The organism is Micromonospora sp. NPDC004540 (genome assembly GCF_040610095.1).
Taxonomy (GTDB): Bacteria; Actinomycetota; Actinomycetes; order Mycobacteriales; family Micromonosporaceae; genus Micromonospora.
In genome coordinates, this window is the sequence record NZ_JBEXLR010000051.1 from 24,899 (window position 1) to 44,549 (window position 19,651).

General features: G+C 72.7%; 17 protein-coding genes and 1 pseudogene. 7 read left to right on the forward strand and 11 right to left on the reverse strand.

The window, feature by feature from the left end; genetic code table 11:
• Window positions 1–6 precede the first annotated feature (6 nt).
• Both ABZV78_RS18305 and ABZV78_RS18310 read right to left on the reverse strand, forming a co-directional pair.
• Window positions 7–339 (reverse strand): hypothetical protein, encoded by a 333-nt coding sequence (locus ABZV78_RS18305; RefSeq protein WP_355639961.1) that lies wholly within the window; start codon window positions 337–339, stop codon window positions 7–9.
• 251 nt (window positions 340–590) lie between these two features.
• Window positions 591–1,550 (reverse strand): heme o synthase, encoded by a 960-nt coding sequence (locus ABZV78_RS18310; protein WP_355639963.1) that lies wholly within the window; start codon window positions 1,548–1,550, stop codon window positions 591–593.
• A 266-nt stretch (window positions 1,551–1,816) separates the two neighbouring features.
• Here ABZV78_RS18310 and tkt point away from each other — a divergent pair, with 266 nt between their 5' ends.
• From tkt to pgl, 6 genes are all read left to right on the forward strand, one after another.
• Complete coding sequence (gene tkt, locus ABZV78_RS18315) at window positions 1,817–3,955, forward strand: transketolase (RefSeq protein WP_355639965.1); 2,139 nt, start codon at window positions 1,817–1,819, stop codon at window positions 3,953–3,955.
• Window positions 3,956–3,971: 16 nt separating this feature from the next.
• Window positions 3,972–5,150 (forward strand): transaldolase, encoded by a 1,179-nt coding sequence (tal, locus tag ABZV78_RS18320; RefSeq protein WP_355639966.1) that lies wholly within the window; start codon window positions 3,972–3,974, stop codon window positions 5,148–5,150.
• A 69-nt stretch (window positions 5,151–5,219) separates the two neighbouring features.
• Window positions 5,220–6,863, forward strand: coding sequence for a glucose-6-phosphate isomerase (locus ABZV78_RS18325; protein ID WP_355639968.1), 1,644 nt, complete (start codon window positions 5,220–5,222; stop codon window positions 6,861–6,863).
• Between the two features lie 2 nt (window positions 6,864–6,865).
• Window positions 6,866–8,476 carry a glucose-6-phosphate dehydrogenase gene (gene zwf / locus ABZV78_RS18330; protein WP_355639970.1) on the forward strand — a complete coding sequence of 537 codons (1,611 nt, stop codon included), beginning with the start codon at window positions 6,866–6,868 and terminating at the stop codon, window positions 8,474–8,476.
• Window positions 8,477–8,507: 31 nt separating this feature from the next.
• Window positions 8,508–9,524: a glucose-6-phosphate dehydrogenase assembly protein OpcA gene (locus ABZV78_RS18335; RefSeq protein ID WP_355639972.1), complete on the forward strand. Its 1,017-nt coding sequence runs from the start codon at window positions 8,508–8,510 to the stop codon at window positions 9,522–9,524.
• Between the two features lie 78 nt (window positions 9,525–9,602).
• A complete protein-coding gene (pgl, locus tag ABZV78_RS18340) occupies window positions 9,603–10,373 on the forward strand; it encodes a 6-phosphogluconolactonase (protein WP_355639974.1) in 771 nt (256 codons plus the stop codon).
• 45 nt (window positions 10,374–10,418) lie between these two features.
• On the opposite strand, the gene ABZV78_RS18345 is transcribed toward pgl, so the two are convergent.
• The 8 genes from ABZV78_RS18345 to rapZ all read right to left on the reverse strand — a co-directional run bounded on the left by ABZV78_RS18345 (window position 10,419) and on the right by rapZ (window position 17,423).
• The gene (locus ABZV78_RS18345) at window positions 10,419–10,763 is read right to left on the reverse strand and encodes an RNA polymerase-binding protein RbpA (RefSeq protein WP_091270103.1); all 345 of its coding nucleotides are present in this window, start codon (window positions 10,761–10,763) and stop codon (window positions 10,419–10,421) included.
• A 127-nt stretch (window positions 10,764–10,890) separates the two neighbouring features.
• The gene (gene secG, locus ABZV78_RS18350; RefSeq protein ID WP_151461972.1) at window positions 10,891–11,151 is read right to left on the reverse strand and encodes a preprotein translocase subunit SecG; all 261 of its coding nucleotides are present in this window, start codon (window positions 11,149–11,151) and stop codon (window positions 10,891–10,893) included.
• Window positions 11,152–11,246: 95 nt separating this feature from the next.
• Entirely contained in the window at window positions 11,247–12,038 is a 792-nt protein-coding gene (gene tpiA / locus ABZV78_RS18355; protein ID WP_355639977.1) for a triose-phosphate isomerase, read from the reverse strand.
• Complete coding sequence (locus ABZV78_RS18360; RefSeq protein WP_355639979.1) at window positions 12,039–13,238, reverse strand: phosphoglycerate kinase; 1,200 nt, start codon at window positions 13,236–13,238, stop codon at window positions 12,039–12,041. It lies immediately after the preceding gene.
• Window positions 13,235–14,239, reverse strand: a complete 1,005-nt coding sequence (gap, locus tag ABZV78_RS18365) for a type I glyceraldehyde-3-phosphate dehydrogenase (RefSeq protein ID WP_355639981.1) — start codon at window positions 14,237–14,239, stop codon at window positions 13,235–13,237. Before gap ends, ABZV78_RS18360 begins: the two co-directional genes overlap by 4 nt.
• 264 nt (window positions 14,240–14,503) lie before the next feature.
• Window positions 14,504–15,484, reverse strand: a complete 981-nt coding sequence (whiA, locus tag ABZV78_RS18370; protein ID WP_091597037.1) for a DNA-binding protein WhiA — start codon at window positions 15,482–15,484, stop codon at window positions 14,504–14,506.
• 56 nt (window positions 15,485–15,540) lie between these two features.
• Window positions 15,541–16,518 carry a uridine diphosphate-N-acetylglucosamine-binding protein YvcK gene (gene yvcK, locus ABZV78_RS18375; RefSeq protein ID WP_355639983.1) on the reverse strand — a complete coding sequence of 326 codons (978 nt, stop codon included), beginning with the start codon at window positions 16,516–16,518 and terminating at the stop codon, window positions 15,541–15,543.
• On the reverse strand, window positions 16,515–17,423 hold the full coding sequence (rapZ, locus tag ABZV78_RS18380) for an RNase adapter RapZ (RefSeq protein WP_355639991.1): 909 nt from the start codon (window positions 17,421–17,423) through the stop codon (window positions 16,515–16,517). The genes yvcK and rapZ overlap by 4 nt, the downstream gene beginning before the upstream one ends.
• Before the next feature lie 223 nt (window positions 17,424–17,646).
• Between rapZ and recQ the strand changes: the two genes are divergently transcribed.
• Window positions 17,647–19,488, forward strand: coding sequence for a DNA helicase RecQ (recQ, locus tag ABZV78_RS18385; RefSeq protein ID WP_355639985.1), 1,842 nt, complete (start codon window positions 17,647–17,649; stop codon window positions 19,486–19,488).
• A 69-nt stretch (window positions 19,489–19,557) separates the two neighbouring features.
• Here recQ and ABZV78_RS18390 read toward each other — a convergent pair.
• Window positions 19,558–19,651 (reverse strand): annotated as a pseudogene (locus tag ABZV78_RS18390) (phytochelatin synthase); the annotation flags it as partial.

Consider the following 19,651-nt stretch of genomic DNA (forward strand, 5'->3'; position numbering starts at 1 on the left):
TTTATGTCAACGGGCCATCGTGCGCCGGGCCATCGACCGCCAGAGGTCGTTGCTCGGACGCATCTGGTCCATCAGCTCACGCTCCCAGGCGTTCTCGACGGCGACGCCTGCGGTGGCGCAGGCCTGCCGCGCGACGTCGGTGCCGTCGGCGAACTGGTCGGCCCACACCCCGTCCTCACCCACGAGGACGATCCGTGCGCCGCGCTTGCCGACGTACTCGATGACCGCCTTCGCCCCGCCGTGTCCGGCGGCGAACGACTTGATGCCCGCGACCAGGCCGTTGGGGGCCTGCTCGGCGGTCTTGTCAGCCGTCAGCGTCGTATCGGAACCATCTGCCATGACGCGAAGCCTAAGCAGACATCCACCCGGATGTGCGAGAACCATGAACTGAATGTGATGCCAATTACCTACAGGTTTAAGGAAGACCACAGGTAATTCGCCCGGACATGTCGCCTATGCCTGGGCAAACCGGGCGGGGGAGATCGTCACAGTCTGTCCGGGTTGAGCCCGTCCGACTCAGGCCGAAAAAAATTCTGATGAAATGCGCGACAGGCGGGAACTCATCCACTCCGGTCAGCGCCGCAATGCGACTAGAGCAGGGCGTCGAGGGCGACGGCCGCGAACAGGATGGTGAGGTAGGTGGTGGACCAGTGGAACAGCCGCATCGGCTTGACCGCCTCGCCGCGCGCCGCGCGCCGGCAGAGCTTGTGCGCCTCGACCACGAAGATCCCACCGACCACCAGCGCGGTGACGCCGTAGATCGGGCTCATCCCGAGCGGCCAGACGGCCAGCGAGGAGAGCAGGGTCAGCCAGGAGAAGAGAATGATCTCCGCGTTGACCCGGCGGACCGAGGCCACCACCGGCAGCATCGGGATGCCGGCCCGGGCGTAATCGGCCTTGTACTTGATCGCCAGCGCGTAGAAGTGCGGCATCTGCCAGAAGAACACCACCGCGAACAGGCCCCACGCGGCCGGCGCCAGCGAGCCGGTGACGGCCGCCCAGCCGATCAGCACCGGCGCGGCCCCGCAGGCACCGCCCCAGAAGGTGTTGGCGGCCGTGGTGCGCTTCAGCCAGAGCGTGTAGACCAGGTCGTAGTAGGCGATCGCCGCCAGCGTCAGGCCGGCGGCCAGCCAGTTGGTGGCGGCGGCCATCAGCGCCACCGACACCACCGCCAGCACCAGGCCGAAGACCAGCGCGTTGCGCGGCGACACGGTGTGCGCCGGCAGCGGGCGGCGCTTGGTGCGCCGCATCAACTGGTCGATGTCCCGGTCGATGTAGCAGTTGAGCACGCTGGCCGCACCCGCCGCGAGCGAGCCGCCGACCAGCACCACGGCCACCAGCCAGAGCGCCGGCATGCCACCCTCGGCCAGCATCATCGCCGGCACGGTGGTGACCAGCAGCAGCTCGACGATCCGCGGCTTGGTGAGCGCCACGTACGCGGCCACCACGGCCCGCACGTCCCGCCGACCGGTCGCCGAGACCTCCGTCACCGTGCGCACCGGCGGCTGCCCGGCAGAGTCGCTGACGGGGCGCTCGGTGATCATGCTCACGGATTGCCACCTTCCGGCTTCGGCGGGGGAGGTCGGGGTCGGCTCGGACCCCATCCGGGTCCACACACCGCCCCACACACTACGCGTCGTCGTTTTGGCTGCCCCGCAGACCCGGCAACGGTGCGGGCCGTCACATTCCCAGTTGAACGGCGGATCCGGTCGGAGACGTACAGACCAGCATGCAGAGATCCCCGGGCGGACGTTTAGGGCCGCTCGATAGGGTCATCAGTGAGGGTTCCGCCCATCTGCCGAGGAGCACAACCATCGTGGCTGCCAACCGACCCGAGCTTCCCGCTCTCAACTGGTCCGACCTCGACCGCAGGGCCGTCGACACGGTCCGCGTGCTGGCCATGGACGCCGTGGAGAAATCCGGCAACGGCCACCCGGGCACGGCCATGAGCCTCGCCCCGGCGGCGTACCTGCTCTTCAACCGGGTCATGCGGCACAACCCGGCCGACCCCAACTGGACCGGCCGGGACCGGTTCGTGCTGTCCGCCGGGCACTCCAGCCTGACCCTCTACATCCAGCTCTTCCTCTCCGGCTACCCGCTGGCCCTCGACGACCTCAAGGCGCTGCGCCAGTGGGGTTCGCTCACCCCGGGCCACCCGGAGCACGGCCACACCCCCGGCGTGGAGACCACCACCGGCCCGCTCGGCCAGGGCCTCGGCAACGCGGTCGGCATGGCGATGGCGGCCCGCCGCGAGCGCGGCCTGTTCGACCCGGAGTCCGAGCGCGGCGACTCCCCCTTCGACCACGACATCTGGTGCATCGCCTCGGACGGTGACATCGAGGAGGGCATCAGCCACGAGGCGAGCGCCCTCGCCGGCCACCAGCAGCTCGGCAACCTCTGCGTGATCTACGACGACAACGAGATCTCGATCGAGGACGACACCCGGATCGCCAAGAGCGAGGACGTGGCCGCCCGGTACGCGGCGTACGGCTGGCACGTGCAGACGGTCGACTGGCGCCGCGGCGACGCCGACCAGGGCGACTACCACGAGGACGTCGAGGCGCTCCACCAGGCGCTGCTGGCGGCCCGGGCGGAGACCGGCCGTCCCTCCTTCATCGCGCTGCGCACCATCATCGGCTGGCCCGCCCCGAACAAGCAGAACACCGGCAAGATCCACGGCTCGGCGCTCGGCGCCGACGAGGTGAAGGCCACCAAGCGGATCCTCGGCTTCGACCCGGAGCGCACCTTCGAGATCGACGACGAGGTGCTCAAGCACGCCCGCCAGGTGCTGGAGCGGGGCGCCGAGGCGCAGGCGGCGTGGACCACCACGTTCGACGCCTGGGCGCAGGCCAACCCGGAGCGCAAGGCGCTCTGGGACCGGATGTCCACCCGGACCCTCCCGCAGGGCTGGACCGACGCGCTACCCACCTTCCCGGCCGACGCCAAGGGCGTGGCCACCCGGGCCGCCTCCGGCAAGGTCCTGGAGGCCCTCGCCCCGGTGCTGCCCGAGCTGTGGGGCGGCTCCGCCGACCTGGCGGAGAGCAACAACACCACCATGAAGGGCGAGCCGTCCTTCATCCCGGCGGAGCACGCCACCAAGGACTTCCCGGGCGACGAGTACGGCCGCACCCTGCACTTCGGCATCCGTGAGCACGCCATGGGCGCGATCCTCAACGGCATCGCCCTGCACGGCGGCACCCGCCCCTACGGCGGCACGTTCCTCGTGTTCAGCGACTACATGCGCCCCTCGGTGCGGCTCGCCGCGCTCATGAAGCTGCCGGTCACCTACGTCTGGACGCACGATTCGATCGGCCTCGGCGAGGACGGCCCCACCCACCAGCCGGTCGAGCACCTGACCGCGCTGCGCGCCATCCCCGGCCTGGACGTGGTCCGCCCGGCCGACGCCAACGAGACCGTCTGGGCGTGGCGGCAGGCCCTGGAGCACACCGACCGGCCCACCGCGCTGGCGCTCAGCCGGCAGGCGCTGCCGACCCTCGACCGCACCGAACTGGGCGCCGCCGAGGGCGTGGCCAAGGGCGGCTACGTGCTGGCCGAGGCGTCCGGCGGCAGGCCCCAGGTGATCATCGTCGGCACCGGCTCCGAGGTGCAGCTCTGCCTCACCGCCCGGGAGCGGCTGGAGGCGGACGGCACCCCCACCCGGGTGGTCTCGATGCCCTGCCAGGAGTGGTTCTTCGCGCAGGACGAGGCGTACCGGGAGTCGGTCCTGCCGCGCGGGGTAAAGGCACGGGTGAGCGTGGAGGCGGGCATCGCCATGTCCTGGCGGGCGATCGTCGGGGACAGCGGCGAGTGCGTGAGCCTGGAGCACTACGGGGCGAGCGCGCCGCACACCGTGCTCTTCGAGCAGTTCGGGTTCACCCCCGACCGGATCGTGGCCGCCGCGCACGCGGCGCTGACCCGGGTGGGCGACATCACCGGTTTCACGACCGGCAACTGAGGGGAGCGTGGACGGCATGACGGACAGGCTGAGCGAGCTCCAGGCCGCTGGTGTGGCGATCTGGCTCGACGATCTTTCCCGGGTACGACTCAGCTCCGGCGGGCTGGACAAGCTCCGCCGCGAGCAGCACGTGGCCGGGGTGACCACCAACCCGACGATCTTCGCGAAGGCGCTGAGCGACGCCGACGAGTACAACTGGCAGCTGCGCGACCTCGCCACCCGGGGCCTCGAGGTCGAGGAGGCGGTCCGCATGCTCACCACGTACGACGTGCGGTGGGCCTGCGACGTGATGCGCCCGTCCTACGACAAGAGCGCCGGCGTGGACGGCCGGGTGTCGATCGAGGTCGACCCGCGGCTGGCCCACGAGTCCGACCGGACCGTGGCCGAGGCCAAGGCGCTCTGGTGGCTGGTCGACCGGCCGAACCTGTTCATCAAGATCCCGGCCACCGAGGCGGGCCTGCCGGCGATCACCGCGACCCTGGCCGAAGGGATCAGCGTGAACGTCACGCTGATCTTCGGCCTCGACCGGTACTCGCAGGTCATGGAGGCGTTCCTGGCCGGTCTGGAGCAGGCGAAGGCGAACGGCCACGACCTGTCGAAGATCGGCTCGGTCGCCTCGTTCTTCGTCTCCCGGGTCGACACCGAGGTGGACAAGCGGCTGGAGAAGATCGGCTCCGACGAGGCCAAGGCGCTGCGCGGCAAGGCGGCCATCGCCAACGCCCAGCTGGCGTACGAGCGCTACGGCGAGGTCTTCGGCTCCGACCGGTGGCGGAAGCTGGCCGACGCCGGGGCCTACCCGCAGCGCCCGCTGTGGGCCTCGACCTCCACCAAGAACCCCGACTACCGGGACGTCATCTACGTCGAGGAGCTGATCGCCCCCGGCACGGTCAACACCATGCCGGAAGCCGTCATCCACGCCTACGCCGACCACGGCGAGACCCGCGGCGACACCATCACCGGCTCGTACGACGCGGCCCGCAAGGTCTTCACCGACCTCCAGGCGGTCGGTGTGGACATGGCCGACGTGATCGCCACCCTCGAGCGGGAGGGCGTGGAGAAGTTCGAGACGAGCTACCTGGAGCTGATCGACGGGGTCAGGAAGTCCCTCGCCGAGGCGGCCAAGGGCATCGGAAAGCCGGGCCGGGCGGCCAAGGGCAACGCGAAGGCCGCCGAACAGGCCGGGGGCGACGCGTGACGGACGGCGCCGGACGCGTCCCGGGGTGCCACCCCGGGGCGCGCCACGCCACGAGGACGGGGTGGTGAGGTGAGCGACCTGCTGGCCGGCCGGGCGGACGCCGCCGCCGGGCTGGCCGTGCACGGTGCGGACGCGGTCGACGGGTCCGCGCCCGCGTCCGTGCGGGCCGCGCTGGTCGCCGCGGGCCTCCCCGCCCGGCTCGCCGCCAAGGATCCGACCCTCTGGGGGCCGGAGGCCGAGGCGACGGCCCGGGCCCGGCTGGGCTGGCTGGACACCCACGAACGCAGCCGGGAGCTGCTCCCCCAGCTCGCCGAGCTGACCGAGGAGCTGGCCGACCTGGACCACGTGGTGCTGGCCGGGACGGGCGGCTCCGCGCTCGCCCCGGAGGTGCTCGCCCGGGCCCTCGGCCGGCCGCTGACCGTGCTGGACACCACCGACCCGGGCCAGGTCCGGGCGGCCCTGACCGAGCGGCTGGGACGCACGGTCGTGGTGGTCGCCGGCAACTCCGCCGACGCCGTGGAGACCGACAGCGTCCGGCGGGCCTACTGGCAGGCGTTCCTGGACGCCGGGATGAGCGAGGCGGAGATCGCCCGGCACTTCGTCGTGGTCACCGACCCCGGCTCCCCGCTGGAGGCGCTCGCCGACGAGCTGGGCGTCGTCGTGATCCAGTCCGACCCGGAGGTGGGCGGCCGGTACGCGGCGCTCACCGCGTTCGGGCTGGTGCCGGCGGCGCTGGCCGGGGTGCCGGTCGCCGACCTGCTCGACGACGCCGGGGCCGTCGCCGATGCGCTGGGCCGCGACCGGGACAACCCGGGGCTCGCCCTCGGGGCGGCGCTCGCCACCGCGGCCACCACCGGCCGGGCCACCGTCGCACTGGTGTCCGACGGCACCGGGCTCGACGGGCTGGGCGAGTGGGCCGAGCAACTGCTCGCCGAGTCCACCGGCAAGGTCGGCCAGGGCGTCCTGCCGGTGGTGGTCGAGTCCCCGGACGCGCCCGGCGCCACCGGGCCCGACGTGCTGACCGTCGGCTACGGCGGCGCCCTCGGCCCGGGCGTCGCGCCCGGCCCCGCCGACGTGGCGGTCAACGGCCCGCTCGGCGCGCAGTTCCTCACCTGGCAGTACGCCACCGCGATCGCCGCCGCCGTGCTCGACGTCGACCCGTTCGACCAGCCGGACGTCGCCGAGAGCCGGGAGCACACCGCGCGGCTGCTCGCCGCCGGCCCGCCCCCCGCGGAGTCGCCCTCGGCCACCGACGGCGCCATCGAGGTGTACGCCCCGGCCGGGGCCCCCGCCGACCTGGCCGGCGCACTGCGCTGGCTGCTCGACGGGCTGGGCGACGACGGCTACCTGGCGGTGACCGCCTACCTCGACCGGTGGGCCGACGCGGCCGTGGCCGGGCTGCGCCCGCTGCTGGCGCGGGCGGCCGCGCGCCCGGTGACCTTCGGGTGGGGACCGCGGTACCTGCACTCCACCGGGCAGTACCACAAGGGCGGCCCGCGGGCCGGCAGCCACCTTCAGGTGACCGGCGCGGTCACCGACGACCTGCCGGTGCCCGGCCGCCCGTACACCTTCGGAGACCTTCAGGCGGCGCAGGCCGCCGGCGACCGGCGGGCCCTCGCCGATCGCGGGCGGCCGGTGCTGCGCCTGCACCTGACCGAGCGGGCGGCGGGCGTCGCCCAGCTACTGGACGCGGCCGGACGGACACTGACGTGACGATGAATGACGTGACATCGGCGGAGCGAGGAGGCACCGTGAGCGCGAGGAGTGAGCCGGTCCTGCGAGCCCCGCAGTCGCGAACCGAGGACAGCGCAGGGAACCCGCTGCGCGATCCTCAGGACCGCCGGCTGCCACGGATCCCGGAGCCCTGCGCTCTGGTGATCTTCGGGGTGACCGGCGACCTGGCCAAGAAGAAGCTCCTGCCAGCGGTCTACGACCTGGCGAACCGGGGGCTGCTGCCGCCCGGTTTCGTGGTCCTGGGCTTCGCCCGGCGCGACTGGGGCGACGGCGACTTCGAGTCGCTGGCCCACGACGCGGCCAAGAAGCACGCCCGTACCCCCTGGCGGGAGGAGGTCTGGGCCCGGCTCGCCGGCAACATCAAGTTCGTCGGCGGCTCGTTCGACGACGACGCGGCCTTCGACCACCTCGCCAGCACCCTCGACGAACTGCGCGACACCCACGGCATCCCGGGCAACGCCGCCTTCTACTTCTCCATCCCCCCGGCGGCCTTCCCGGTGGTGCTCAAGCAGCTCGCCCGCACCGGCATGGCGGACAACGCCAAGTCCGGCGGCTGGCGCCGGGTCGTGGTGGAGAAGCCGTTCGGTAACGACCTGCCCTCGGCGAAGGCGCTCAACGACCTGGTCGACGACGTCTTCACCCGGCAGGACGTGTTCCGGATCGACCACTACCTGGGCAAGGAGACGGTCCAGAACATCCTGGCCCTGCGGTTCGCCAACAACCTGTTCGAGCCGCTGTGGAACTCCAAGTACGTCGACTCGGTGCAGATCACCATGGCCGAGGACGTGGGCATCGGCACCCGGGCCGCCTTCTACGACTCGGTCGGCACCGCCCGCGACGTGCTCCAGAACCACCTGCTCCAGCTGCTCGCCCTGGTGGCCATGGAGGAGCCGACCAGCTTCGACGCCGACGAGATCCGGACCGAGAAGCTCAAGGTGCTCAAGGCCATCACGGTGCCGCAGGACGTCTCCCAGGACACCGTCCGCGGGCAGTACCTGCCCGGCTGGGTCGGCGGCGAACGCGCCGTCGGCTACCTCGAGGAGGAGGGCGTGCCGGCGGACTCCACCACCGAGACGTACGTGGCCGTGAAGCTGGGCATCCAGAACCGGCGCTGGGCCGGGGTGCCGTTCTACATCCGGGCCGGCAAGCGGCTGCCCCGCCGGGTCACCGAGGTGGCCATCGTGTTCAAGACGGCGCCGCACCTGCCGTTCAACCCGGCCGACATGGAGTCGCTCGGCCCCAACCAGCTCGTCATCCGGGTGCAGCCCGACGAGGGCGTGGTGCTGAAGTTCGGCTCGAAGGTGCCGGGCACCACCATGGAGGTCCGCGACATCGCGATGGACTTCCAGTACGGCGAGGCGTTCACCGAGTCCAGCCCCGAGGCGTACGAGCGGCTGGTGCTGGACGTGCTCATCGGCGACCGGACGCTGTTCCCGGACGCCGCCGAGGTGGAGCAGAGCTGGCAGGCGGTGGACCCGCTGGAGCACGCCTGGGCGGGCACGAAGCCGGAGCCGTACCGGGCCGGCGAGTGGGGTCCCCGGGCCGCCGACGAGATGCTGGCCCGCGAGGGCCGGTCCTGGCGGAGAGCGTGAGCGAGCACTGCGAGCGAACCAGGAGGTTCCGTTGATCGGCTTGTGGGACACCACCGGGAACGAGGTGGTCAAGGCGCTCGCCGCCGAGCGGCGCAGCGCGGGCGGGGTGGCCAGCGGCATGGCGCTCACGCTGATCGTCGTGGTCGACGAGAAGCGGGTCCGGGAGGCCGAGGCGGCGGCGACCATCGCGGCCGCCGCCCACCCGTGCCGGCTGCTCGTGGTGGTCCGCTCCGACGTCGAGCGGGACCGCAACCGGCTGGACGCGGAGATCGTCGTCGGCGGCCGGCTCGGCCCGTGCGAGGCGGTGGTGACCCGGATGTACGGGCGCCTCGCGCTGCACGCCGAGTCGGTGGTCATGCCGCTGCTGGTGCCGGACGTGCCGGTGGTGACCTGGTGGCACGGCGAGCCGCCGGAGGAGATCGCCACCGACTTCCTCGGCGTGGTGGCCGACCGGCGGATCACCGACGCGGCCCAGGCCGCCGATCCGATCGCCGCCCTGCGGCAGCGGGCCGCGGACTACGCCCCGGGCGACACCGAGCTGGCCTGGACCCGGATCACCCCGTGGCGCACCCTGGTCGCCGGGGCGTTCGACACCACCCAGGCCCGGGTCACCGAGGCGACCGTGGTGGCGCCGCGGACCGACCCGACGGCGGCGCTGATGCGCGGCTGGCTGGTGGCCCGGCTCGGCATCGACCCGAGCTGGCAGCACACCGACGAGTTCCCCCGGATGCGGGAGGTGCAGCTGCGCTGCGCCAACGGCGACCAGCTGACGCTGACCCGGGACGAGAACGTGGCCGTCTTCCGGCGTACCGGCCAGGAGGACCGGACGCTGCCGCTGGTCCGCCGCCCGCTCGGCGACGAGCTGGCCGAGGAGCTGCGCCGGCTCGACGCCGACCAGGTCTACGCCGAGGCGCTCGGTGCGACCGCCGGGCTGACCGGGCTCGACCAGCGGCCCGCCCAGCGGGTGCACGTGTGGAAGGATCCGGCGACCGCCCAGCGGGCCGAGGCCGGGGTGACCGCGCACGCCGGCGCGACCGCCAACGAGTGAGCGGAGCGCACGGACCGCTCGGCGGTCGGACAGCACAGGTGGCCGCCGCGGGGCGGTCGGAGCACGAAGGCGCGATGGATGACTGAGGCGAGTGTCGCCGTACACGCCGACCCCGACCTGCTGGCGCAGGCGGTGGCGGCCCGGCTGGTGGTGAAGCTGCTCGACGCGCAGGCCGAGCGCGGCCAGGCGTCGGTGGTGCTGACCGGCGGGCGGATCGCCGCGGCGGTGTACCGGGCGGTGACGCAGCTGCCCGCCCGGGACGCCGTCGACTGGTCCCGGGTCGACGTCTGGTGGGGCGACGAGCGGTTCCTGCCGGCCGGTGACCCGGAGCGCAACGAGACCCAGGCCCGGGCGGCGCTGCTGGACGCGGTGCCGCTGGACCCGGCCCGCATCCACCCGATGCCGGCCTCGGACGGGCCGGCCGGCAACGACCCGGAGGCGGCCGCCGCCGGGTACGCGCGGGAGCTGGCCCGGGCCGCCCGGCCGGGGACCGCCGCCCTCCCCCACTTCGACGTGCTGATGCTCGGCGTCGGCGAGGACGGGCACGTGGCCTCGGTCTTTCCCGAGCACCCGGTGCACCACGACAACCGCCCGGTCAGCGCGGTGCGCGGCAGCCCCAAGCCGCCGCCGGTGCGGACCACGCTGACCCTCCCGGCGATCAACACGGCCGAGGAGGTCTGGCTGGTGGCCGCCGGGGCGGACAAGGCCCGGGCGGTCGGGATGGCCCTCGCCGGGGCCGGGCCGGTGCAGTTGCCGGCGGCCGGGGTGCGGGGGGTGTCCCGTACCCTCTGGCTGCTGGACCGGGCCGCGGCGGCCGACGTGCCGCCCCGGCTGCGCAGCCTGCGCTGAACGACGGCGGAGCCCCGGCCCGGGCGGGTCGGGGCTCCCGCGTGTTCAGGCCCCGCCGCGCCGCCGGCGCAGCGTCTCCAGGGCCTCGGCGAGCAGCGCCTCGCCCTGCTCCGGGGTCCGCCGCTCCTGGACGTACGCCAGGTGGCTCTTGTAGGGCTCGACCCGGGCCCGGCCGGGCGGGTTGCCCGGGTCGGGGCCGGCCGGTTCGCCGCAGCGCGGGCAGTCCCAGGTCTCCGGGGCCTCCGCCTCGGCGGCGATGAGGAACTGGACGCGGTGGGCGTTTGCGCACCAGTAGGTGACCGGCCGGCGGGGCGCCGGCTCGATCCGCTGCTCGAATCGTTCAGGGGCGGACCCGATCCGGGTGCCGCGGATGACGTTGCCACTGGACACGGCTGCTCGCTCCTGTCGTCGGAGGGGACCGCCGCTTGCGGGGGTGGGCGGCGGGCGACGTGCGGAGAAAAAACTGCGCGCGGTCCGTGACGGACCGCGCGCAGATTGTACGACTCGGAGCGCTCGCTCAGGCGCCGCTGCCCGTCTGGAGCCGGAGCCAGAGCCCGATCCCGACGATGCACGCGAACCAGATGATGCCGACCAGAACGGTGTAGCGGTCGAGGTTCTTCTCGGCCACCGAGGAGCCGGCCAGGCTGGAGCTGACGCCGCCGCCGAACATGCTCGACAACCCGCCACCCTTACCGCGGTGCAGGAGGATCAGCAGGGTGAGCAGGATGCTCGTGATGACCAGCAACACGATCATCGTGTAGGCGAACCAGATCGGCATGGCGGGGGTCAGTCCTCTCGTTGCGATCACTGCCCGGTCGTGTCGGGCACGGCGGCACCGACCGGTGGACGGGCAGCGTCAAGGATAGCGAGCGTTCAGCGGGCGATGTGCTCCGGGAACCGGCAGATCTGCGCGAATTCCTCGGCGTCCAGGCTGGCGCCCCCGACCAGGGCCCCGTCCACGTCCGGCTGGGCCATGATCGCGGCCACGTTCGACGACTTCACCGAGCCGCCGTAGAGGATCCGGACCTGGTCCGCGGTGTCCTGGCCGAAGGTCTCCGCCAGGCGCTTGCGCACCTCGCCGCAGACCTCCTGGGCGTCCTCCGGGGTCGCTGTCTTGCCGGTGCCGATCGCCCAGACCGGCTCGTACGCCACGACGACCCTGGTGACCTGCTCCGGGGTGAGCCCCTTGAGCGCGCCGTCCAACTGATCGCAGCAGTGCGGCACGTGCCGGAGCTGCTCGCGGATCTCCAGCCCCTCGCCGATGCAGAGGATCGGGGTGAGCCCGTTCGCCAGCGCGGCGGCCACCTTGGCGTTGACCAGGGCGTCGTCCTCGTTGTGGTACTGCCGCCGCTCGGAGTGGCCGACCACCACGTAGGTGCAGCCCAGCTTGGCGAGCATCGGCCCGGCGATGTCCCCGGTGTACGCGCCCGACTGGAACGGCGACAGGTCCTGCGCGCCGTAGCCGATCAGCAGCTTGTCGCCGTCCACCGCGGTCTGCACGGTGCGCAGATCGGTGAAGGGCGGCAGGACCACCGTCTCGACGTCGGTGAGCTGCTTCTCGTTGAGGCTCGCGGCCAGCTTCTGCACCAGCAGGTTGGCCTCGAGGTGGTTCAGGTTCATCTTCCAGTTGCCGGCCATCAGCGGCCGGCGGGTGGTGCTCGCCATTCAGTTCTCCAGGGCCGCGATGCCGGGGAGGGTCTTGCCCTCGAGGTATTCCAGGGAGGCGCCGCCGCCCGTGGAGATGTGGCCGAAGGACGACTCGTCCAGCCCGAGGGCCCGGACGGCCGCGGCGGAGTCACCGCCACCGACGACGCTGAACGCGTCGGCCTTGGTGATCGCCTCGGCCACGCCCCGGGTGCCGTTGGCGAACGCGGCCATCTCGAACACGCCCATCGGGCCGTTCCAGAAGATCGTCTTCGCCTGGGAGAGCGCCGCGGCGAAACCGGCCACCGTCTCCGGGCCGATGTCCAGCCCGAGCCGGTGGCTCGGGATGCCGTCGGCGGGCACGGTGTCGTGGGTGGCGTCCGGCGCGAACGCGTCCGCGGCCACCACGTCGACCGGGAGCATGATCTTGCCGCCGGAGCGCTCCAACAGGTTGCGGCAGGTCTCGACCATGTCCTCCTCGAGCAGCGAGGTGCCCACCTCGTGGCCCTGGGCCTTGAGGAAGGTGAAGCACATCCCGCCGCCGATGAGCAGCCGGTCGACCTTCGGCAGCAGGGCCTCGATCACGGCCAGTTTGTCGGAGACCTTGGAGCCGCCCAGCACCACCACGTACGGCCGCTCCGGGTCGCCGGTGAGCTTGCCGAGCACCTCCACCTCGCGCAGCACGAGCCGGCCGGCGAAGTGCGGCAGCCGCGCCGGCACGTCGTGGACGCTGGCGTGCTTGCGGTGCACCGCGCCGAAGGCGTCGTCGACGTACGCGTCGCCGAAGGCGGCGAGCTGGTCGGCGAAGGCGCCCCGCTCGGCGTCGTCCTTGCTGGTCTCACCCTTGTTGAAGCGCAGGTTCTCCAGCAGGGCGACCTGGCCGTCGGCCAGGCCCTCCACGGTGGACCGGGCCGAGTCGCCGACGGTGTCCTCGGCGAAGTGCACCGGCGCGCCCAGCAGCTCGCCGAGCCGCCCGGCGACCGGGCGGAGGCTGAACTGCGGGTCCGGCGCGCCCTTCGGGCGGCCCAGGTGCGAGCAGACGACCACCTTGGCGCCGGCCTGGACCAGCGCGCTCAGGGTCGGCAGCACGGCCCGGATGCGGCCGTCGTCGGTGATCTCACCGCTCTGCTTGTCGAGCGGGACGTTCAGGTCGGCGCGCACCAGCACGCGCCGACCCGACACCCCCTCGCCGAGCAGGTCGTCGAGGTTACGGATGCTCACAGCGAGCTACCCACCAGCTTGACCAGGTCCACCAGGCGGTTCGAGTAGCCCCACTCGTTGTCGTACCAGCCGACGACCTTGACCTGGTTGCCGATCACCTTGGTCAGCGGCGCGTCGAAGATGCAGGACGCCGGGTCGGTGACGATGTCCGAGGAGACGATCGCGTCGTCGTTGTAGACCAGGATGCCCTTGAGCGGGCCGTCCGCGGCGGCCTTGAGCGCGGCGTTGACCTCGTCCACCGTGGTCTCCCGGCCGACCGTGACGGTCAGGTCGGTGACGGAGCCGGTCGGGATCGGCACGCGCAGCGCGTAGCCGTCCAGCTTGCCCTTGAGGTCCGGCAGGACCAGGCCGATCGCCTTCGCGGCGCCGGTCGAGGTCGGCACGATGTTGAGCGCGGCGGCCCGGGCCCGGCGCAGGTCCTTGTGCGGCGCGTCCTGCAGGTTCTGGTCCTGCGTGTACGCGTGGATGGTGGTCATCAGACCCTGCTGGATGCCGAACGTGTCGTGCAGCACCTTGGCCATCGGGGCGAGGCAGTTGGTGGTGCAGGAGGCGTTCGAGATGATCGTGTGCTTGGCCGGGTCGTACTGGTCCTGGTTGACGCCCATGACCACGGTGACGTCCTCGTTCTTCGCCGGGGCGGAGATGATGACCTTCTTGGCCCCGCCGTCGACGTGCGCCTTCGCCTTGGTGGCGTCGGTGAAGAAACCGGTGGACTCGATGACGACGTCGGCGCCGACCTCGCCCCACGGCAGCTTGGCCGGGTCCTTCTCGGCGTACGCCTTGATGGTCTTGCCGCCCACGGTGATCTCGTCGGCGGTGGCCTTCACCTCGTGCGGGAGGCGACCCAGGATGCTGTCGTACTTGACAAGGTGGGCGAGCGTCGCGTTGTCGGTCAGGTCGTTGACCGCCACGACCTCGATGTCAGCGCCGGACGCCAGCACTGCCCGGAAGAAGTTGCGGCCGATCCGGCCGAAGCCGTTGATGCCAACCCGGATGGTCACAGGTCCCATCTCCTCGCGTTCTGGTCCGCCGGCGTCAGACCCCGGCCGGCGGAGATTGTTCGCCGACCGGTGGAGCCGGCCGTTGACGGTTCATCTCGGCCACCCCGCCGCGGTCCCAGGAGACCAGACCGCCCGAGGCGGTGAGCACGGCGAGGGATGCCTTTGCCGGCCCCCTTGCCGTACGCAGCGACCTTATCCGAGCGCGCGCCGCCGCGCTGCGGCGGGTGGTGATCCCCTTCGCAGCCCGACGCCTCACCGGTCCTATCAGACCACGAGCATGTCGGGCGTGACGGCCGCTTCGGTATCCGGGATGCCCAGGTCGCGGGCTCGCTTGTCGGCGAGCGCGAGCAGCCGGCGGATCCGGCCGGCGATGGCGTCCTTGGTCAGCGGCGGGTCGGCGAGCGCGCCGAGTTCCTCCAGCGACGCCTGCCGGTGCTCCAGCCGCAACTGGCCGGCCGAGGTCAGGTGGTTGGGGGCGTCCTCGGCGAGGATCTCCAGCGCCCGGGTGACCCGGGCTGCGGCGGCCACCGCGGCGCGCGCCGAACGGCGCAGGTTGGCGTCGTCGAAGTTGGCCAGTCGGTTCGCGGTGGCCCGCACCTCGCGGCGCACCCGCCGCTCCTCCCAGGCCAGCACGCTGGAGTGGGCGCCGATCCGGGTGAGCAGCGCGGCGATCGCGTCGCCGTCCTTGACCACCACCCGGTCCACACCGCGCACCTCGCGGTTCTTGGCGGTGATGCCGATCCGGCGGGCGGCGCCGACCAGGGCGAGCGCGGACTCCGGGCCGGGGCAGGTGATCTCCAGCGCGCTGGACCGGCCCGGCTCGGTCAGCGAGCCGTGCGCCATGAACGCTCCACGCCAGGCGGAGACCGCGCAACAGACGTTGGCGGCCACCACGTGCGGCGGCAGGCCGCGCACCGGGCGGCCCCGGACGTCCAGCAGGCCGGTCTGCCGGGCGAGGGCCTCGCCGTCCTTGACCACCCGCACGATGAAGTGGCTGCCCTTGCGCAGGCCGCCCGAGGCGAGCACGTGGATCTCGCTCGGGTAGCCGTAGACCTCGGCGATCTCCCGGCGCAGCCGCCGGGCCACCGCGCCGGTGTCCAGCTCCGCCTCGACCACGACGCGACCCGACACGATGTGCAGGCCGCCGGCGAACCGGAGCAGGGCGGCCATCTCCGCCCGCCGGCAGCAGGGCTTGGGCACGTCGACCCGACTCAGCTCGTCCTTGACCGCAGCCGTCATCGCCATGTTGCGCGCCCCCTCACGGACCGGTTCCGGCGTGTCGCCGGTGATTACGTACGTGTCTAACGATCGGCGCCCAGGACAGGCACCAGCGCGGCGCCCAGGGCGGCCGGATCATGACGGGGCGTGCCGTCGGTGACGGCGACGGGAGCGAGGACCAGCCGGGCACCAAGCGATTCTGCCGCAACTTCGACCGCCACGGGATCACCCACCGCCTTGGAGTCGGCCAGCACCATGTCCACCTTCAACTCGGGCAGATAGCGCCGGAGGGTGTCCAGATGGTCGGGCAGGGAGAGCCCGAAGGTCTCCTTCTCCGCCACCAGGTTGAGGGTCACCAGCCGACGCGCCGGGCTGGAGACGATCGCGTCGGCCAGCCCCGGCACCAGCAGGTGCGGCAGCACGCTGGTGTACCAGCTGCCCGGCCCGAAGATCAGCCAGTCGGCCGCGCGCACCGCGGCCACCGCCTCCGCGCAGGCGGCCGGCGCGGCCGGGGTGAGCCGCAGCGACTCGACCGTGCCGGAGGTGACCGCCACCTGGTGCTGGCCGCGCACCGTGCGGACCTCGTCGGGGCGGTCCGGGTCGGCGCCCCGTACCCGGGCCTCGATCCCGACCGGCTGCCGGGACATCGGCAGCACCCGGCCGACCGCGCCGAGCATCGCCCCGGCGTGGTCGAGCGCGACCACCGGGTCACCGAGCAGCTCGGTCAGCCCGTGCAGCAGCAGGTTGCCGACCGCGTGGCCGGCGAGCGGGTCGGCCGCTCCCCCGCTCCCGCCGGCCGCCGCGAAGCGGTGCTGGAAGAGCGCCGCGCTGCGCCGGGTGGCCGGGTGGTCGCCGGCCAGGGCGACGAGCGCCTGCCGCAGGTCGCCCGGGGGCAGGCCACCCCGCTCCGCGCGCAGCCGCCCGCTGGAGCCGCCGTCGTCGCCGACGGTGACCACCGCGGTGATGTCCAGGTCCAGTCCGGGTACGCAGTGCCGCAGCGCCCGCAGCGACGCCGAGAGCCCGTGTCCGCCGCCGAAGGCGACCACCCTGGTCGGGGTCATTCCCGCCCCAGGTCGCGGTGCTGGGCGTTGGCGGCGATGCCGGAGCGGCGCAGCCGGGCGGCCAGCTCCTCGGCGATCGCCACGCTGCGGTGCTTGCCGCCGGTGCAGCCGACGGCCACGGTCAGGTAGCGCTTGCCCTCCCGCTCGAAACCGGCGGTGGTGGCGTTGACCAGGTCCGCGTACCCGGCCACGAAGGCGTCCGCCCCCTCCTGGCCCAGCACGTACGCGCTGACCGCCTCCTCGCGCCCGGTGTGCTCGCGCAGCTCCGGCACCCAGTAGGGATTCGGCAGGAACCGGGCGTCCATCACGAAGTCGGCGTCCGGCGGGAGGCCGTACTTGAAGCCGAAGGAGAGCACGGTGATCCGCAGCCGGCGGGAGTCCTCCCCGCCGAACAGCTCCTCGACCCGGCGGCGGAGCTGGTTGACGTTCAGGTGGCTGGTGTCGATGATCACGTCGGCCTGGTCCCGGGCCTCCTCCAGCAGGGCCCGCTCGACGGCGATCCCGTCGGCCAGCCGCCCGTCGCCCTGCAACGGGTGCGAGCGGCGGACACTCTCGAAGCGGCGGATCAGCACCTCGTCGTCGGCGTCGACGAACACCACCCGGGGCTGGAAGCCGCGCTCACGCAGCTCCCGGATCGCCCCGGCCAGGTCGGTGGAGAAGGCCCGCGACCGGACGTCCAGCACCATGGCCGTACGCCGGGCGGCGCCGCCGGCCTTGAAGGCCAGCTCGGCCATGTCCAGCATCAGCGCCTGGGGCAGGTTGTCCACCACGTAGTAGCCGACGTTCTCCAGCGCCCGGGCCACGGTGCTGCGGCCACCGCCGGACAGGCCGGTCACCACCACCAGGGTGGTGTCCGCCTCGGCCGGCGCCGGCCGTCCGAGAGCTGTCTCCGTGGTCGGCACCAGGTCTCCCGCCGTCCGCGCCTCGCTCACCCGCTACCCCCAGCCGTGGCGCCGCGGCCGGTCGGCCGCGCGTGGTCAGTCAGCGACTCTAACGGCTTCGACCCCGCCCGGGATTCCACGGGGTGACGACCGGAACAGGTGCTTGTCCGTTTTGTCAAGGTCCTGGTTCCCGCCACGCGCCCGTTCGGGACGGGGTGCTGTCGGCGGGCGCTCGTAGACTGCGCGAATGGTCTCCCCCACCGATGAGCGGACCGAGGACGCCCTGCGGGTGCTCCGCCGGGTGTTCGGCTACGACGCCTTCCGCGGCTTCCAGCACGAGGTCGTCGAGCACGTGGTGGCCGGCGGCGACGCGCTGGTGCTGATGCCCACCGGGGGCGGCAAGTCGCTCTGCTACCAGATCCCGGCGCTGGTCCGCGACGGCGTGGCGGTGGTCGTCTCGCCACTGATCGCGCTCATGCAGGACCAGGTCGACGCGCTCACCGCGGTCGGCGTCCGGGCCGGTTTCCTCAACTCGACGCAGGACTTGGCCGAGCGGCGGCGGGTCGAGGCGGCGTTCCTCGCCGGTGAGCTGGACCTGCTCTACCTCGCCCCGGAGGCGCTCGCGACGCGCGCCACGGTCGCCCTGCTGGAGCGCGGGCGGATCGGGCTCTTCGCGATCGACGAGGCGCACTGCGTCTCGCAGTGGGGGCACGACTTCCGCCCCGACTACCTCAACCTGTCGATGCTGCACGAGCGCTGGCCGGGGGTGCCGCGGATCGCGCTGACCGCGACCGCCACCGCGGCCACCCGCACGGAGATCGCCACCCGGCTCAAGCTCACCGATGCCCGGCACTTCGTGGCCAGCTTCGACCGGCCCAACATCCAGTACCGGATCGTGCCCAAGCGCGAGCCGCGCAAGCAACTGCTCGCACTGCTCCGCGACGAGCACCCGGGCGACGCCGGCATCGTCTACTGCCTGTCCCGGGCCTCGGTGGAGAAGACCGCCGAGTCCCTGGTCGCCAACGGCATCCCGGCGCTGCCCTACCACGCCGGGCTCGACGCGGCGACCCGAGCGGCCAACCAGCAGCGCTTCCTGCGCGAGGACGGCCTCGTCATGGTCGCCACCATCGCCTTCGGCATGGGCATCGACAAGCCCGACGTACGCTTCGTCGCCCACCTCGACCTGCCCAAGTCGGTGGAGGGCTACTACCAGGAGACCGGCCGTGCCGGGCGGGACGGGCTGCCGTCGACGGCCTGGCTGGCATACGGGCTCCAGGACGTGGTGCAGCAGCGCAAGATGATCGAGACGTCGGAGGGCGACCTGGCCCACCGGCGCAACCTCGCCACCCACCTCGACGCCATGCTGGCGCTCTGCGAGACGGTCCGCTGCCGCCGTGCGCAACTCCTCGAATACTTCGGCGAGGGCGGCACCGCCAACTGCGGCAACTGCGACACCTGCCTGGAGCCACCGGAGTCCTGGGACGGCACGGTCGCCGCGCAGAAGCTGCTCTCCACCGTCTACCGGCTCGACCGCGAACGCAACCAGCGGTTCGGCGCCGGGCACTGCGTGGACATCCTGCTCGGCAAGCGCACCGACAAGATCGACCAGCACGGGCACGACTCGCTGAGCACCTTCGGCATCGGCACCGACCTGCGCGAGGCCGAGTGGCGGGGCGTGGTCCGGCAACTGCTCGCCGAGGGCCTGCTCGCCGTCGAGGGCGACTACGGCACCCTGGCCCTGACCGAGGCGAGCGCCGAGGTGCTGGGCCGGCGGCGGACGGTCACCATGCGGCGGGAGCCGGAGCGGCCGGCGTCCGGCCGGTCCGCCAAGCCCCGCGGCGCGGCCACCATGGTGGCCGACCTCGCCCCGGCCGCCGTCCCGGTGTTCGAGCGGCTGCGCGCCTGGCGGGCGGCCACCGCCAAGGAACAGGGCGTCCCGGCCTACGTGATCTTCCACGACGCCACGCTGCGGCAGATCGCCACCGAGGCGCCGACCTCGCTGACCGAGCTGTCGAGGATCAACGGGGTCGGCGACAACAAGCTGGCCAAGTACGGCGAGGGGATCCTCGCCGTCCTCGCCGAGTCCTGAGACACGACGAAGGGCCGGCCCCTTGTGGGGGCCGGCCCTTCGTGCTCGCTCCTGTCAGCGGATGGCCGGTCAGGAGGCGCTGTAGCCGCGGGTGGCGATCCAGTCGGCGAGGTTGTCCACGCTGATGCGGTAGGAGGCCATGTTCGGGTCGGCCGAGTCGGCG

Excerpts from the sequence above, each read along its gene's own strand:
- zwf (WP_355639970.1), top strand. The coding sequence starts at position 6,866 with ATGAATGACGTGACATCGGCGGAGCGAGGAGGCACCGTGAGCGCGAGG.
- yvcK (WP_355639983.1), bottom strand. The coding sequence starts at position 16,518 with ATGACCCCGACCAGGGTGGTCGCCTTCGGCGGCGGACACGGGCTCTCG.
- recQ (WP_355639985.1), top strand. The coding sequence starts at position 17,647 with ATGGTCTCCCCCACCGATGAGCGGACCGAGGACGCCCTGCGGGTGCTC.
- tal (WP_355639966.1), top strand. The coding sequence starts at position 3,972 with ATGACGGACAGGCTGAGCGAGCTCCAGGCCGCTGGTGTGGCGATCTGG.
- tpiA (WP_355639977.1), bottom strand. The coding sequence starts at position 12,038 with ATGGCGAGCACCACCCGCCGGCCGCTGATGGCCGGCAACTGGAAGATG.
- pgl (WP_355639974.1), top strand. The coding sequence starts at position 9,603 with ATGACTGAGGCGAGTGTCGCCGTACACGCCGACCCCGACCTGCTGGCG.
- whiA (WP_091597037.1), bottom strand. The coding sequence starts at position 15,484 with ATGGCGATGACGGCTGCGGTCAAGGACGAGCTGAGTCGGGTCGACGTG.
- secG (WP_151461972.1), bottom strand. The coding sequence starts at position 11,151 with ATGCCGATCTGGTTCGCCTACACGATGATCGTGTTGCTGGTCATCACG.
- ABZV78_RS18305 (WP_355639961.1), bottom strand. The coding sequence starts at position 339 with ATGGCAGATGGTTCCGATACGACGCTGACGGCTGACAAGACCGCCGAG.